This window comes from Pandoraea sp. ISTKB (assembly GCF_001721285.1).
Lineage (GTDB): Bacteria > Pseudomonadota > Gammaproteobacteria > Burkholderiales > Burkholderiaceae > Pandoraea > Pandoraea capi.
In genome coordinates this window covers 12,735-27,853 of record NZ_MAOS01000040.1, presented here as the reverse complement: position 1 = coordinate 27,853, position 15,119 = coordinate 12,735, and the positions used below count along the sequence as shown (strand labels likewise).

The 15,119-nt window shown below is 64.3% G+C and carries 11 protein-coding genes; 1 reads left to right on the top strand and 10 read right to left on the bottom strand.

Going from position 1 to position 15,119, the window contains the following annotated elements:
• Position 1 precedes the first annotated feature (1 nt).
• From A9762_RS16045 to gatC, 10 genes are all read right to left on the bottom strand, one after another.
• Entirely contained in the window at positions 2-1,747 is a 1,746-nt protein-coding gene (locus A9762_RS16045; RefSeq protein WP_083253981.1) for a secretin N-terminal domain-containing protein, read from the bottom strand.
• A gap of 48 nt (positions 1,748-1,795) precedes the next feature.
• A complete protein-coding gene (locus A9762_RS16040; RefSeq protein WP_083253980.1) occupies positions 1,796-2,386 on the bottom strand; it encodes a toxin co-regulated pilus biosynthesis Q family protein in 591 nt (196 codons plus the stop codon).
• 39 nt (positions 2,387-2,425) lie between these two features.
• Positions 2,426-3,046: a type 4 pilus major pilin gene (locus A9762_RS16035; protein WP_069343012.1), complete on the bottom strand. Its 621-nt coding sequence runs from the start codon at positions 3,044-3,046 to the stop codon at positions 2,426-2,428.
• A 476-nt stretch (positions 3,047-3,522) separates the two neighbouring features.
• Complete coding sequence (locus A9762_RS16030; protein WP_069343011.1) at positions 3,523-6,690, bottom strand: efflux RND transporter permease subunit; 3,168 nt, start codon at positions 6,688-6,690, stop codon at positions 3,523-3,525.
• Complete coding sequence (locus tag A9762_RS16025) at positions 6,687-7,952, bottom strand: efflux RND transporter periplasmic adaptor subunit (protein WP_083253987.1); 1,266 nt, start codon at positions 7,950-7,952, stop codon at positions 6,687-6,689. The genes A9762_RS16030 and A9762_RS16025 overlap by 4 nt, the downstream gene beginning before the upstream one ends.
• A gap of 170 nt (positions 7,953-8,122) precedes the next feature.
• On the bottom strand, positions 8,123-8,929 hold the full coding sequence (locus A9762_RS16020) for a polyphosphate kinase 2 family protein (RefSeq protein WP_069343010.1): 807 nt from the start codon (positions 8,927-8,929) through the stop codon (positions 8,123-8,125).
• Between the two features lie 297 nt (positions 8,930-9,226).
• The gene (gene gatB, locus A9762_RS16015) at positions 9,227-10,699 is read right to left on the bottom strand and encodes an Asp-tRNA(Asn)/Glu-tRNA(Gln) amidotransferase subunit GatB (protein ID WP_069343009.1); all 1,473 of its coding nucleotides are present in this window, start codon (positions 10,697-10,699) and stop codon (positions 9,227-9,229) included.
• A 193-nt stretch (positions 10,700-10,892) separates the two neighbouring features.
• Positions 10,893-11,321: a hypothetical protein gene (locus A9762_RS16010; RefSeq protein WP_240493592.1), complete on the bottom strand. Its 429-nt coding sequence runs from the start codon at positions 11,319-11,321 to the stop codon at positions 10,893-10,895.
• Positions 11,322-11,440: 119 nt separating this feature from the next.
• On the bottom strand, positions 11,441-12,931 hold the full coding sequence (gene gatA, locus A9762_RS16005; RefSeq protein ID WP_139133254.1) for an Asp-tRNA(Asn)/Glu-tRNA(Gln) amidotransferase subunit GatA: 1,491 nt from the start codon (positions 12,929-12,931) through the stop codon (positions 11,441-11,443).
• A gap of 200 nt (positions 12,932-13,131) precedes the next feature.
• Complete coding sequence (gatC, locus tag A9762_RS16000; protein WP_069343008.1) at positions 13,132-13,431, bottom strand: Asp-tRNA(Asn)/Glu-tRNA(Gln) amidotransferase subunit GatC; 300 nt, start codon at positions 13,429-13,431, stop codon at positions 13,132-13,134.
• A 551-nt stretch (positions 13,432-13,982) separates the two neighbouring features.
• On the opposite strand from gatC, the gene A9762_RS15995 reads away from it, so the two are divergent.
• Positions 13,983-15,026 (top strand): rod shape-determining protein, encoded by a 1,044-nt coding sequence (locus A9762_RS15995; protein WP_010805637.1) that lies wholly within the window; start codon positions 13,983-13,985, stop codon positions 15,024-15,026.
• The last annotated feature ends 93 nt before the right edge of the window (positions 15,027-15,119 follow it).

Genomic DNA, 15,119 nt, shown 5'->3' with positions numbered 1-15,119 from the left:
GTCACACGCCCTCGGTCAGTTCCGGCGAGATCAGGATCACGACTTCGTTGACGTGCTGATTCGCCTCCTTCGTACCGCCTTCGTAGTTGAAGATACCGTCGCGCTCGGTGTTGTCGTCCTTGCGACGAAAGCCGCTCAGCACCAGCGTGTCGCCCGACTTCAGCGAAGCGCGCTGCATCGTCTGGACCGACGCCGTAATGGGCAACTGCATGAACGTGCCCGCCCCGAAGCCGCCATCGCCACCGCCACCGTGCTCGCCATCTTTGCCGCCGACCTCGAAACTCGCCCCCTTGCCGTCGACGTCCGCCTTGAAGTCCGGCCCGCCGCTGCCTCTGCCCGAATCGCTGCCGCTGGGCGCTTCCTTGCCGGTGCGCAGGTTGATCTTGTCGAGCTTCTTTAGGTCGGACATGTCGATCTGCACCTGCAACATCACGCTGCGGTTGTCCATCAGCGTGGGCAGCAGATTCATCACGAAACCCGTGGTCAGCACCGACTGCTCCGCCGTCACCACGGTCTGCCCGCCGTAGTTGCCCGGCGTCATCTTGGTCTGCGCGATGAAACCGCGATTCTGCGTGACGGCGACCGGTGCGGGCTGGTTGTTCAGCGTGACGACCGTGGTATCGATCACCGTGCTCACCCGCCCCTGCTTGCTGAGCGCCTTGATGAACGCAGCAGAACCAGCGAGTCGACCGTTGGGAATCTTGCTGACGCTCAGGCCGCCCTTGCGCGCCATGAGGGCGCCGCCCATCGCCGGGCCGCTCAGCCCGGCGACGAAACCGCTCGCCGAGCGGTAGACGAGATCCCAGTCGATGCCCGCCGCCGAGTTCTCGTCCAGCGTGACGGAGTACACCTGCACGCGCAGCTTGACCTGACGCCCGAGCACGGCGTTCTCCGAATCGATGTATTGCGCGACGCGCGACATCACGTCGGCCGTATCGGTCACGACCAGCGAACTGGTGACGACCGACGGCGTCACGCGCCCGCCCGGCGACAACATGTCGGTGACGGCCTTCACGAGATCCGTCCAGTAGTCGAGCTCCGACTCGACGGAGACGTTGGCGTCGGCGTTGAAGTTCAGATCGACGCCCCCCGCCGACGTCCCGCCACTGCCCCCGGATGCGCCACGGTCGGCCTTCATCTTCGAGGCCTTGCCCACAGACGCCGTGTACGTCGAACTGCCGGGCATCATCTTGATCTGGAAGGTGCGCGTGACGAAGCGCGCGAACTGCACCACGCCGTCGCGATACGTCCAGTGGGTGCCGGAGCGATGCGCGATGGTATCGAGCAGACCGGAGAGCGAGCCGTGATATTGCAGCGGTACCGCGGGCTCGCCGGTGTCCGTGCAGTTGAGCTGGAACGTGCGGGTGAGCGCGGGACCGCCACGGCCACCGGGGGTGCCGGTGTCGCATCCCACGTCCGAGGCCAGACGAATCGTGAGGCCGTTACCTCTGGCGACTTGCGTGAGGAGCACCGACATCGGCAACGGCGTGCCCGTCGAGAAACGCACCTCGCGCTTGAAGAAATCCGGCAGGGCGACCGTCGCGTTGACGGCGACGGACTTGCGGGAGAGCCACGCACCTTCGACATGTTCGATGGCGCCGATGGGAGGTGCGGCATGGGTCTCCGACGCCACGCGTGCCGTCTCGCGCGCCTGCGTGACATTCTCGTCGGTTTTCGACAGCATGCCCGGCGTGCCGCACGCTGTCAGTAACGTGATGGCGCACAACACGCCGAGTCGCATTCTCATGGATGACTGATTCCGATGTCGGTGGCCATGCGCGAAGCATGGCGCCGGTTATTGTGTGGCGTGCACGACACGCAACACGCGATTGGCCTCGTAGACCTTCACGCGTATCGGCGCATCGGTGTTTTGCAGCGAACGCACGATCTGCTCGACGACGCCGAGGAAATCGCCGCGAAACGTGGCGGGATATTCGATGGGGAAGTCGCGATCGATCTCCCACGCCAACTGCCAGCCATGGCGTTCGGCGTAGCGTCGGACGGCCTGCGAGACGCGGCCGTCCGACGGTTGCAGCGCAAGTTCGAACGCTGCGCTCGACGGGGATGGCTGATCCGGCGGAACCTGCGTGGGCGCAAGCGGCGCCGGCACCGGGACTGACGCCGCCTGCACGTGCCGCCGTGCGTCGTCCACACCTTGCCGACGCAGCGCTTCAGGCGGTACGTCGGCAGCGGCAGCGAGCGGAGCGGTAACGGGCACGGGGCCAGGGTCTACCGGCTCACGAGCGCCGACCGAGTGCATCAACGGCTTGTGGCTCGCGAACATCCACGTGACGTCGGTCTGTGGCGCGCTCGACGCACGGGCCAACGGCAGCGCTGCCACGAACAGCAAAGCGACCGATGCCACACGCATTCCTGGATGGGTCATGTCTTGTCCGCCTTCAATTCAGATCCCCGTGAATGCTGTTCATCCGGCAATGGTGAATTCCATGTCGGCCTGCGCCGCGTCCACCTGGTTGCCGCCGGCCCCTGCCGTTTTGGTACACGCCGTCGGGATCTCGGTCATGTCCAATGCCTTGGCTTTGTCTTTGATCGTGGTGCCGTTGATGCTGAGGGTGGCGAACAGCCCTTGCATCTTGTTGGCGAACTCCTGGCACTGCGCGCTCGGATAGCCGGTCGACTTCACTTTGACGCCACTCGATGGAAAGTTGGCGCCGTCGACCGCTTCGATCGTGATCGCACCGCCGAATCGATTGAGCAGCTTGTCGGGTGCCGAGCGATTGAACGGCTCGGCGATGGCCAGATTCAGAATCTGCTGCGGCGTGGTCGTCACGGGCAGCGCACCCGACGCCACGGCGTTTTGCACCGCCAGCGCCGACATCTGCCAGTCCTTCATCTCCTGCGACAGCTTCACGTTATTCATCAGGCGCGGCACACCGACCATCGCCCCGGCCATGATCAGCCCCATCACCGCCACAGCGACCGAAAGCTCCACCAGCGTCACCCCGCGTTGACGGCGTTTGCTCATCCGTAAGGCCACCTTGTTCTTGAGTTGCGCGATTGCGCTCGCGTCTGTACGTACGTTCATTTGTCAGTCCGTTGTTTTGAAGGAATGGGAAGTCACGACGCCGCGATGCGAGAGACCTCGCTTGCGACGACAGGGGCGATTTATGCCCCAATGCGCGCCTTCGCGTTGTCGCGTGCGGCGCACGTCTTTCGCAAATTGACATTCGACGCAAGCAAGAAATCGCCCATTGGTGCGCCATTTCCGATACCTACGGACGCGCGTCGACAGTCGCGAAATACATCGCGAAATGCAGGGCAGAGCAAGACGGGGTCTGGAAACCGGACGGCAGGACGCCGACGGTTGCTTCAACGCAAAAATAGGAATGCGACTAAACGCAATCCAAGGGCACTTGAAGGCGCACGGAAATGTCAGGAATCAGCCGATTCACAAGCCATAGGACATGGCTTCCGGATGACAGATGCGGATGCGCTTGTGATGGGGGGCATTCAGACGCGCGACATGCCGGGGGACATGCCGCGCGAGCAGACAGTCACCGCTTAGTGCACGTGACCGGTTTTGAGTCCATCGACGCCTGCGGTGCGCTCCATGCCGTGAGCCCCGCCTGCGTCATCGCGACGCTCGCCGCCGTCGTTCGCCGCCTTGTCGCCGGGCAGCACGAGCGGGCCCTTACCGGCGAAGCGGTCGAGATAGAGATAGATGACGGGCGTGATGTAGAGCGTGATCACCTGCGAGAACAGCAACCCGCCCACCACCGCGAGACCGAGCGGCTGTCGCAGCTCAGCGCCCGCACCGAGGCCGAGCGCGATGGGCAAGGCCCCCATGAGCGCCGCCAGCGTGGTCATCATGATGGGGCGAAAGCGCAGCGCGCACGCCTGGCGAATCGCCTGCGTCGGTGTCATGCCACCGTTGCGCTGCGCGTCGAGCGCGAAGTCGATCATCATGATGGCGTTCTTCTTCACGATACCGATCAGCATGAGAATGCCGATCACCGCGATGAGCGAGAGGTCCATGCCGAACAGACGCAGCGTGATGAGCGCGCCCACCGCAGCCGACGGCAGACCCGCCAGAATCGTGATCGGATGGATGTAGCTCTCGTACAGCACGCCGAGCAGCACGTAGATCACCAGCAATGCGCCGACGAGCAGCACGACCTGACTGGCCTGCGATTTCTGGAACGCGGCCGCGTCGCCGCCCCAGCTCGTGATGATGCTCGGCGGGAAGCCCAGTTGATGCTGGAAGCCCACGATCTTTTGCGACGCATCGCCCAGCGCGGCACCCGGCGCGAGGTTGAACGACAGGGTCACCGCCTGCAACTGGCCCTGATGGTTCACGGAAACCGGCCCCATCTTGCGCTCGACCGTCGCTACGGCCGAGAGCGGCACCAGCGCCCCGCCCTTGCCACGCACATAGATCTTGTCGAACGCGCCTTCGTCGCGGCGGTCGTTATCGTCCGCCTGCAAGATCACCTGATAGCTGTCGCTCGGCGTGTAGATGGTCGAGACCTGACGCTCCCCGAACGCACTGTAGAGCGCACTGCGAATGTCGCCGATCGCCACGCCCAGCGTGTTCGCCTTGTCGCGGTCGATGGTGAGTTGCGCTTGCAGGCCCTTCATCTGTGCGTCGGTCGTCACGTCGCGGAAGATCGGATCGGCGCGCATCATCGTCATGAGACGATCGGACCACAACTGCATCTCGCCCGGCTTCACGCTCTGCATCACATACTGGTAACGGCTCTTGCTCTGCTTGCCGCCCAGTTGCAGGTTCTGCACCGGATTGAAGTAGACGTTCAGCCCCGGCACCTGCTTCACCTCGCGCCGCAACGCTTCGAGCACCTCGCTCATGTGCGCACGCTGGCCGTGCGGTTTCAGGTTGATGAACATGCGGCCCTGATTGCTGTCGCTGGCCGACACGATCACGGTCTCGACCGCCGGGTTCGCACGGATGATGTCGCCCGCCTGACGCAGCAACGCCGACATTGCCGTGAACGAGATGTCCTGCGCGCCCTCGGCCGTCACCTGCACCTGACCGATGTCTTCGCTCGGGAAGAAGCCCTTCGGAATCGTGGCGAACAGCACGCCCGTGGCGATGAACGTCGCCCCTGCGGCCCCCATCACCCACTTGCGATGCGCCAGACACCAGTCGACGCTGCGTACGTAGGCGTTCTGCACCCACACGAAGCCGTCCTCGAACCATTGCGTGGCGCGCAGCCCCATGCCTTCGTCCTGCTCGTGCTTGAGATAGCGGCTGCACAGCATCGGAATCAGCGTGAGCGACACCGCAGCCGACACCAGAATCGCCAGCGACACCACCACGGCGAACTCGTGGAACATCAGCCCGATCACGCCCGGCATGAAGAAGATGGGGATGAAGACGGCGACCAGCGAAATCGAGATCGAGAGAATCGTGAAACCCATCTCGCGCGAGCCGACGAGCGCGGCGCGCAGCGGCGGCACGCCGTTCTCGATGTGACGCACGATGTTTTCGAGCATCACGATGGCGTCGTCGACCACCAGCCCCACGGCGAGCGTGATACCCAGCAGCGAGATGTTGTCGATGGAGTAGCCCATGCCCTTCATGAGCGCGACGGTGCCGATCAGCGACACCGGCAGCGACATCACCGGAATGAGCGTGGCGGCCAGCCGTCGCAGGAACAGGAAGATCACGAGCGTGACGAGAATCACCGTGAGCGCGAGCGTGAACTGCACGTCGTCGATGGACTCGCGGATCGACACCGAGCGGTCGTTGAGCAGCTTGACCTGAATCGACTGCGGCATTTGCTCCGCGAGACGCGGCAGTGCCGCCTTCACCTGATCGACCGTCGCCACCGTGTTCGCATTGGGCTGACGCAGCACCGCGAGTACGATCGAGCGCTCGCCGTTGACCCAGCTCCCCGTCTTTACGGACTCGACGCTGTCCTGCACGTCGGCCACGTCGCGCAGGTACACGGGGTTGCCGTTCACGCTGGCGATGATGAGGTTCGCGAACTGCTCGGCCTTCGTCATCTGCCGGTTGGCTTCGATGGTCAGCGTCTGACGGCTGCCGTCGAGCGTGCCCACGGGGCTGTTGGCGTTGGCCGACGCAAGCGCGCGCGCCACGTCGTCGAGCGTGAGCTTGCGCGCGGCGAGCGCATCGGGGCGCGCCTTCACACGCACAGCGAAGCGCTTCTGCCCGAAGATCAGCACCTGCGCCACACCGGGCAGCGTGGACAGCGTGGGGGAGACGAGGTTTTCTGCGTAGTCGTCGAGTTCGGCGAGCGACATCGACGGCGAGTTCATCGCGAGGAACAGAATCGGCGCATCGGCCGGATTGACCTTGCGGTACGACGGCGGCGTGGTCATCTCCACCGGCAGCTTGCGCTGCGCGCGGAACAGCGCCGCCTGCACGTCGACCGCCGCCGCGTCGATATCGCGGTCGCTGTCGAATTCGATGATGATCGACGTGGTGCCCTGCGTATTGGTCGAACTGATGACCGCCACACCGGCAATGGTCGAGAACTGCTTCTCCATCGGCGCGGCCACCGAGGCGGCCATCGTCTCCGGACTCGCGCCCGGCAACGTGGCCGTGACCTGAATGACCGGCGAGTTATAGCTGGGCAGGGCGGAAATCGGAATCTGGCCGTACGCGATCAGGCCAGCAACCACGGCCGCCACGCACAGCAGGATCGTCATGACCGGCCGGCGGATACAGAGTTCTGAGAGGTTCATGGGGCCTTCCCGCTATCGCCCTTATCACCTGCGGACGCGACCGTAGCGCCGTTCGCGGCGTCACGCGACGCCACGACCGTCACCGTGTTGCCCGGACGCAGGTTCTCCGCGCCTTCCTGCACGACCTTCGCCCCGGCGGCCACACCCTCGACGACCGCGAGCTTCGCTTCCACGTAGCCGACCTTCACCGGCTTCGCGCTGACCTTGCCGTCGTTGCCGATCACGTAGACGAACTTGCCGTCCGGGCCGGTCTGCACCGCCTGCGGCGGCACCACGCTGGCCTGTTTGAGCACTCGGCCGATCACCGCGACGTTGAGGTACATGCCGGGCCAGAGCTTCGCGTCGCGATTGTCGTAGGCCGCCTTCAGACGGATCGTGCCTGTCTGGGAATCGACGGCGTTGTCGATGAAGCTGAGCTGACCGGTGACGTTCACGCCCGTCGTGCCGAGCGTCGCGGTGACCGCGACGGGACCACCGGCACGCGCGGCCTGCAATTCGGCCAGTGCGCCTTCGGGCAACGTGAAGCTGATGTCGATGGGATCGAGCTGGGTGATGCTCACGAGCGCCGCGCCGCCCGGCGTCACGAGACTGCCCGGATGCACGTTGATCGCGCCGGTGCGGCCATCGATGCCCGCGCGGATCTGGTTGTAGTCGACGGCCACCTGACTCGCGGCAATCGCGGCGCGGTCAGCGGCGACTTGCGCGGTAAGGCTGTCCACGCCGCTTTGCGCCGTATCGAGCGCGCTTTGCGAGACGAAGTGCTCGGCAATCAATTGCTTGGTACGCGCCAGCGTGCGACGGGCGTTGGCGAGATCGGCTTCGTCCTTGGCCAGCTGCGCCTGCACCTTCTTGAGGTTGGCCTCGTCCATGCGCGCATCGAGCGAGAACAGCAGTTGCCCGGCTTTGACGAAGTCCCCTTCCTTGATGTGGACCTGCCGGATCGTGCTGGAGATCTGCGGGCGGACGTCGATGGTCTGGCGGGCGGTGACCGTGCCGTTGGCGATGAGCCGCACCGGCACGTCGCGCACCTCGACCGTCGCGGCCGTGACCGACGGCGCGGCGGCCGTCTTGACCGGCGCCTGTGCACCGCGTGATCGCAGCCACACGAACGCGCCTGCGATCACCACGATCGCCAGCAAACCCACCACCCAGCGGCGGCGCCCCGACCCCGGCGCGGTATGGCCGAGCGGTTTGGCTGCACTCTCCTGCCCACGGGCAGCCGCGTCCCCCGGCACCGGCCGGCGGGCGTTCTCGTCACTCATCTTCTTCCCCGTTTCCCCATGCGACGCCAACTCACCGGCCAAGCCCCCGCTCGCCCGGTCGCGTCTGTTTCTACTGATAAAACAACCGTGGATCGTTGCCACGGCCGTTCACGTCCATTCAAGTCGTTACCAATCTCTACACGCGGCGACACGTCACTTCATGTCGTGCTTCACTCCACCTTCATGCCCGTCAACTCGGGTCTGGCAGGCGGATAGGACAGATTCAGTTCCGTCAGCGCCTGCACCAGCAACTCTGCCACCATCAGATTACGGTGACGTTTTGAGTCGGAAGGCACGATATACCACGGCGCATATTCCGTCGACGTTGCCGACAGGGCCGCCTCGTAGGCCTTTGTGTATTGCGGCCAGAAGCTGCGTTCCTTGAGGTCGCCCAGCTCGAATTTCCAGTGTTTGTCCGGATCGTCGATGCGTTCCTGAAGCCGTTTGCGCTGCTCGTCGGCCGAAATATGCAGGAAGCACTTGATGATGTGCGTGTTGTTGTCCGCGAGCAGCCGCTCGAAGTTGTTGATATGCGTGTAGCGGCGCTTGCACTCGTCGGCGTCGATCCAGTCGTGCACGCGCGTGATGAGCACGTCTTCGTAATGGCTGCGATTGAAGATCGCCAGTTCGCCCGCTGCGGGCACCACCATGTGCACCCGCCAGAGGAAGTCGCGCGCCAGCTCTATCGGCGTGGGCGACTTGAAATTGGCCACGCGAATCCCGAGCGGATCGACGTTCTGGAACACGGCACGAATGGTGCCGTCCTTGCCGCTGGTGTCCATGCCCTGGAGCACGAGCAGCACGCGATGGCGGCTGTTGGCGTGCAGGATCGTCTGCAACTCGTCGAGCTTGAGTGCGAGTTCCGTCAGACGCGCCTTGTCGTCGTCCTTACTGTCGCCGGAAAACGGCTTGTCGGCCGGATCGAAGGCCGAGAGGTCCAGCTTCTTGCCAAGGGGGACGCGGTATTTCTCGAACATCGCCGACTCCTGCGTGAAAACCAACTCGGAGTATGGCGCAATTTGCGTACGGCACAAAAAAAGCGCTCGGCATTAGCGAATCGCCCCGGGAGATAACGGCGCGGGGGGCGGACAAGGGGCGCTTCGGGATCCGTGCAAATGCTCGACGCTCTGGGAAAACGCACAAATGCGAAGGCCCCCATCAAGAAATTTCCGACGCAAAACAAAAGGCGCGGCGCCGAACTTCGGCTACCGCGCCTTTGGCGTCTGTCGGTGACCGGCAGCTATCGCGACCGGCCCCCGTCATCGGCCACCGAATCAGGCACCGAGCTTCTTCTTGAGCAGCTCGTTGACCTGCGCCGGGTTGGCCTTGCCCTTCGTGGCCTTCATCGCCTGTCCGACCAGCGCGTTGAACGCCTTCTCCTTGCCCGCACGGAACTCCTCGACGGACTTGGCGTTGGCGGCCAGCACTTCGTCGATGATCTTCTCGATCGCGCCCGTGTCGGTGATCTGCTTGAGACCCTTCGCCTCGATGATGCGATCGGCGGCGCCTTCGTCGCTGGCGCGCTCTTCCCACATCAGCTGGAAGACTTCCTTGGCGATCTTGTTCGAAATCGTGTTGTCGGCAATGCGCGCGAGCAGACCGGCGAGCTGGGCGCTCGAGACCGGGCTGGCGTCGATGGCGATGTCTTCGCGATTGAGCAGCGACGACAGTTCGCCCATGATCCAGTTCGCGGCGGGCTTGGCGCTGGCCTTGCCTGCCTTGGCGACCACGGCTTCGAAGTAAGCGGCTTGCGCCTTCGACTGCGTGAGCACGGCGGCGTCGTAATCCGACAGACCGTACGACTCGACGAAGCGGGCCTGCATGCCGGCCGGCAGTTCCGGCAGGGCGGCACGCACGCGCTCGATCCATTCGGCGTCGATCGCGAGCGGCATCAGATCCGGGTCCGGGAAGTAACGGTAGTCGTGCGCGTCTTCCTTGCTGCGCATCGAACGCGTTTCCTTCTTGTCCGGATCGTACAGACGCGTTTCCTGCACCACGGTGCCGCCGTCTTCGATCAGTTCGATCTGACGGCGCACTTCGTACTGGATCGCCTCTTCGAGGAAGCGGAACGAGTTCAGGTTCTTGATTTCGGCACGCGTGCCGAATGCCTTCTGACCGACCGGACGCACGGACACGTTGGCGTCGCAACGGAACGAGCCCTCCTGCATGTTGCCGTCGCAGATGCCGAGCCAGACGACCAGACCGTGCAGTGCCTTCGCATAAGCCACGGCCTCGGCCGCGCTGCGCATTTCAGGCTCCGTCACGATTTCCAGCAGCGGCGTACCGGCGCGGTTCAGGTCGATGCCGGTCATGCCGGCGAAGTCTTCGTGCAGCGACTTGCCTGCGTCTTCTTCGAGGTGAGCCCGCGTGAGCGTCACGACCTTCTCGTAGGCTTCACGGCCGGTGCGGGCATCGGCTTCGACCTGAATCTTCAGCGCGCCGCCCTGCACCACCGGGATCTCGTACTGGCTGATCTGATAGCCCTTGGGCAGATCCGGATAGAAGTAATTCTTGCGCGCGAAGATGCTGCGCGGTGCGATCGTCGCGCCAATGGCCAGGCCGAACTCGATCGCACGCTCGACGGCGCCGCGATTGAGCACGGGCAGCACGCCGGGCAGCGCCAGATCCACCGGGCAGGCCTGCGTGTTGGGGGCTGCGCCGAACTGCGTCGACGCGCCCGAGAAAATCTTGGAAGCGGTGGAGAGCTGTGCGTGCGTCTCCAGACCAATAACGACTTCCCATTGCATAAGGTTCACCCTTGTCTCAACTTGTCGGCACGGCGCGATGGCCCTGCCTTCTCAACGTGTCGGCATGGCCTCTGGCCTTGCCTTAGCTGCCGGTCGTGCCACGTAGGCGACGTCCCGGTCTGTTCCTGTTCGTCGATGCCAGCCCGATATCCGTCCGACGTCGGTCGATACGCATCGATATGCCGATATGCGCTTACCGGCGCGTATCCCGAGCGCAAACGCCCGACTGCGGATCGAAGCTCACCGGCCACGCGTTCTCGTAGATGCCCGCCGAGCAGTACGCCTCGCAATTGGCATGCCCGATGGTCACGTTACCCGGGTCCTGCCAGATCAGCAGCTTGCAGCTACCGCTGTTGGCTTGCAGCTCGATGCTCGGACGCCACTTCGTCTGGTGAAAATCCGCCAGATTGAAGTGGCAACTGCCACGGCTGCCCACCCACAGACGCCAGTCCAGCGACTGCACCTGATTGCCCTGCACCTTGAGCGTCGCCTGTTCGCGAAAGCCGTCTTCATCCGTCTGCGAGCAATAGCCCGACAGATTGATTTCGCGGTAAGCGATCGGCGTGGGACGCGAGAACGGCAGGGAGCACGACGCGAGCGTGAGCACCATGCCGGCGAGCATCAAGGCGCGAGACATCAACCGACGGTAGGTCGGCGCGGTATCGCGTGAGTCGCGCGAGCCGTCCGTGGAGACGGCGGCGTGCGAGAGCGTGTCGTGCTGAACGCGCTGGCGGTCCATGATCAGACGCCCGTCGGTGCGCGCTTGTGCCAGTCGGTCGCACGCTGGAACGCGTCGGCCACTTGCAGCAGGCGGGCTTCGTCGAAGTAGTTGCCGATCATTTGCAGCCCGACCGGACGCGCGTTGCGCCCCGGGCCGACCGGCAGACTCATGCCCGGCAGACCGGCGAGGCTCACCGACAGCGTGTAGATGTCGGCCAGATACATCTGCACCGGGTCGGCGCTCTTCTCGCCGAGGTTCCACGCCACCGACGGCGCCACCGGCCCCATGATGACGTCGCACTGGGCAAACGCGTTCTGGAAGTCCTGCGCGATCAGACGGCGGATCTTCTGCGCCTGCAAGTAGTAGGCGTCGTAGTAACCGTGCGAGAGCACGTACGTGCCCACGAGAATGCGGCGCTTGACCTCGGTACCGAAGCCTTCGGCGCGCGACTTCTTGTACATGTCGAGCAGATCGCGATATTCGGCCGCGCGGTGGCCGAAGCGCACGCCGTCGAAACGCGACAGGTTCGACGAGGCTTCCGCCGGAGCCAGCACGTAGTACACGGGGATCGACAGTTCCGTCTTCGGCAGCGACACCGGCACGCGCACCGCGCCGAGTTTCTCGAACTCGGCCAGCGCGTTGTCGATGGATTCGCGCACGTCGGCGTCGAGCCCTTCACCGAAGTACTCGGCGGGCAGACCGATGCGCAGGCCGGCCAGCGGCTTGTCGGCCGTGGCGCCGTCGAGCGGCTTGCCCAGACCGCGCGCGAAGTCTTCGTCTGCACGCTCAAGACTGGTCGAATCGCGGGCGTCGAAACCGGCCATGCCGTTAAGCAGCCACGCGCAATCCGCCGCGCTGTGACCGAACGGGCCGCCCTGATCGAGCGACGAAGCGAACGCGATCATGCCGTAACGCGACACGCGGCCATACGTCGGCTTGATGCCGGTCACACCGCAGAAGGCGGCCGGCTGACGGATCGAGCCGCCGGTGTCGGTGCCGGTCGCGACCGGCGCGAGACGCGCCGCCACCGCCGCCGCCGAACCACCCGACGATCCGCCCGGCACAGCCAGCTTGTCCCAGGGGTTCTTCACGGGACCGTAGTAAGAGTTTTCGTTCGACGAGCCCATGGCGAACTCGTCCATGTTGGTCTTGCCCAGCGTGACCATGCCGGCGTTCGACAGACGCTCGACGACGGCCGCATCGAACGGGCTCTCGTAGCCCTTGAGCATGCGCGAGCCGGCGGTGCTGTGCCAGCCACGCGTGACGAACACGTCCTTGTGCGCCACGGGAATGCCGAGCAACGGCTGGTTGGCGCCGTCGCCGGCGGCAATGCGCGCGTCAGCGGCACGGGCCTGCGCGAGGCTCGCCTCGGCATTGACGTGCACGAAGGCGTTCAGATCGGCGGCACCGGCGATGCGGTCCAGATAGTGCTGCGTCAGCTCGACGCTCGAGACGCGCTTGGCGTCGAGCGCGGCGCGCAAATCCTGAAGGTGAATCAGATCTTGTTCCATGATGGCTGCTGTACTGGGTAGCGCATGAAAAACGGCATGAAAAATCGCAAAATCGACCGCAAGGGCGACCGAATCAGGCGGTCATGACGAAAGCGGTCACATCGGTCTCGACCGTGCGGTACGACAACCGCAGCGAAGGACCGTGGGCGATGCGTCGCGCGGCGCCGGGCTGGCGGGGCGTCACGCACGCGACGCCGGACTCACTCGATGACCTTCGGCACGAGGTAGAGACCGTCCTGCACGGCCGGCGCCGGGCGCTGATTCGCCTCGCGGTCGACCTGCTCGGTCACCGCGTCGGTGCGCAGGCGCTGAGCGACTTCCTGAATCTGTTCGATCGGGTGCGCGAGCGGGGCAACGCCATTCGTGTCGACCGACTGCATCTGTTCGACGAGCGCGAAGAAGCCGTTGAGCTCCTTTTCCATGTGAGCCGCCTCGTCATCGGCCAGCTCGAGACGTGCGAGATGAGCGATGCGTTTGACGTCGGAGAGATTCAAAGCCATGAAGAAATCCCGAAAAAATGCGCATTGGAGAGCAGCCGGATGCATGTCTGTCGCCAAAATTAGGGACAGAGTGCGGAGAATGTGCGCACGAGACCGAACCCGTCCGTCGTTTTACTCCGTGCACCGCGCCGCGCAGGAGGGCCGACACGCCATGCCGCAAGGGTCCGGGCGAAACTGCCGCGGGGGTCGAATGTGGCGTCAACGTGCTCGTTTTTCCTGCAAAACCTGCGAAATTATAAGGTATCATTGCGCATTAAATTTGCGTCGGAGCGTGTTTTTGCACCCTCCGCCGCTGTCGCGCAGGTGGGCCACGGCCAGTCCGGGGGGCGCGACAGACGATCGCGCAGTCCATTGGAAGACCCTGACGCGACGAATTTTTGACGGCAGCCCCGCCTCCTGCCCAGTACCGCATTCCTCGGTTTGTCCGCACGTTTCGCGAGCCGCCGCGTGGCGCCTGGCGATTTTTTTGCGAACAGGCCGGAACCCAGACGACAGGCAGCCGTCCCAGTCAAATTCGCATTGGGCGGCCTCACGCAAACACAGGATTTTGCATGTTCGGTTTTCTTCGCAGCTATTTCTCCAACGACCTGGCCATCGACCTGGGCACGGCCAACACCCTGATCTACATGCGCGGCAAGGGCGTCGTTCTCGACGAACCCTCGGTGGTCGCCATCCGTCAGGAAGGTGGCCCGAGCGGCAAGAAGACGATTCAGGCCGTCGGTAAAGAAGCCAAGCAAATGCTCGGCAAGGTCCCGGGCAACATCGAAGCCATTCGTCCGATGAAGGACGGCGTGATCGCCGACTTCACCGTGACCGAGCAGATGATCAAGCAGTTCATCAAGATGGCTCACGAGTCGCGCCTGTTCTCGCCGTCGCCGCGCATCATCATTTGCGTGCCGTGCGGTTCGACCCAGGTCGAGCGTCGCGCCATCAAGGAAGCCGCACACGGTGCCGGCGCCTCGCAGGTGTATCTGATCGAAGAGCCGATGGCCGCTGCCATCGGTGCCGGCCTGCCGGTCTCGGAAGCCACGGGCTCGATGGTCGTCGACATCGGCGGCGGCACGACCGAAGTCGGCGTGATCTCGCTGGGCGGTATCGTCTACAAGGGTTCGGTGCGCGTGGGCGGCGACAAGTTCGACGAAGCGATCGTCAACTACATCCGCCGCAACTACGGCATGCTCATCGGCGAACAGACCGCTGAAGCGATCAAGAAGGAAATCGGCTCGGCCTTCCCGGGTTCCGAAGTCAAGGAAATGGAAGTCAAGGGCCGTAACCTCTCGGAAGGGATTCCGCGCGCCTTCACCATCTCCAGCAACGAAATCCTCGAAGCTCTGACCGATCCGCTCAACCAGATCGTGTCGTCGGTGAAGATCGCCCTTGAACAGACCCCGCCGGAACTGGGTGCAGACATCGCCGAGCGCGGCATGATGCTCACGGGCGGTGGCGCGCTGTTGCGCGATCTGGACCGTCTGCTTGCCGAAGAAACCGGCCTGCCGGTGCTCGTCGCCGAAGACCCGCTCACCTGCGTGGTGCGCGGCTCGGGCATGGCGCTCGAGCGTATGGACAAGCTCGGCAGCATCTTCTCCTACGAGTAAGCCAACGTGCGTGGTTCGTCGTCCGGCGCGGTGGGATATTCCCTTCCACCCCTCGCCCGGGACGGCCAGCCACGCCGCACGACCTCGCGCACG

Excerpts from the sequence above, each read along its gene's own strand:
- gatB (WP_069343009.1), bottom strand. The coding sequence starts at position 10,699 with ATGCAATGGGAAGTCGTTATTGGTCTGGAGACGCACGCACAGCTCTCC.
- A9762_RS15995 (WP_010805637.1), top strand. The coding sequence starts at position 13,983 with ATGTTCGGTTTTCTTCGCAGCTATTTCTCCAACGACCTGGCCATCGAC.
- A9762_RS16045 (WP_083253981.1), bottom strand. The coding sequence starts at position 1,747 with ATGAGAATGCGACTCGGCGTGTTGTGCGCCATCACGTTACTGACAGCG.
- A9762_RS16020 (WP_069343010.1), bottom strand. The coding sequence starts at position 8,929 with ATGTTCGAGAAATACCGCGTCCCCCTTGGCAAGAAGCTGGACCTCTCG.
- gatC (WP_069343008.1), bottom strand. The coding sequence starts at position 13,431 with ATGGCTTTGAATCTCTCCGACGTCAAACGCATCGCTCATCTCGCACGT.
- A9762_RS16010 (WP_240493592.1), bottom strand. The coding sequence starts at position 11,321 with ATGCTCGCCGGCATGGTGCTCACGCTCGCGTCGTGCTCCCTGCCGTTC.
- A9762_RS16025 (WP_083253987.1), bottom strand. The coding sequence starts at position 7,952 with ATGAGTGACGAGAACGCCCGCCGGCCGGTGCCGGGGGACGCGGCTGCC.
- A9762_RS16035 (WP_069343012.1), bottom strand. The coding sequence starts at position 3,046 with ATGAACGTACGTACAGACGCGAGCGCAATCGCGCAACTCAAGAACAAG.
- gatA (WP_139133254.1), bottom strand. The coding sequence starts at position 12,931 with ATGGAACAAGATCTGATTCACCTTCAGGATTTGCGCGCCGCGCTCGAC.
- A9762_RS16040 (WP_083253980.1), bottom strand. The coding sequence starts at position 2,386 with ATGACCCATCCAGGAATGCGTGTGGCATCGGTCGCTTTGCTGTTCGTG.
- A9762_RS16030 (WP_069343011.1), bottom strand. The coding sequence starts at position 6,690 with ATGAACCTCTCAGAACTCTGTATCCGCCGGCCGGTCATGACGATCCTG.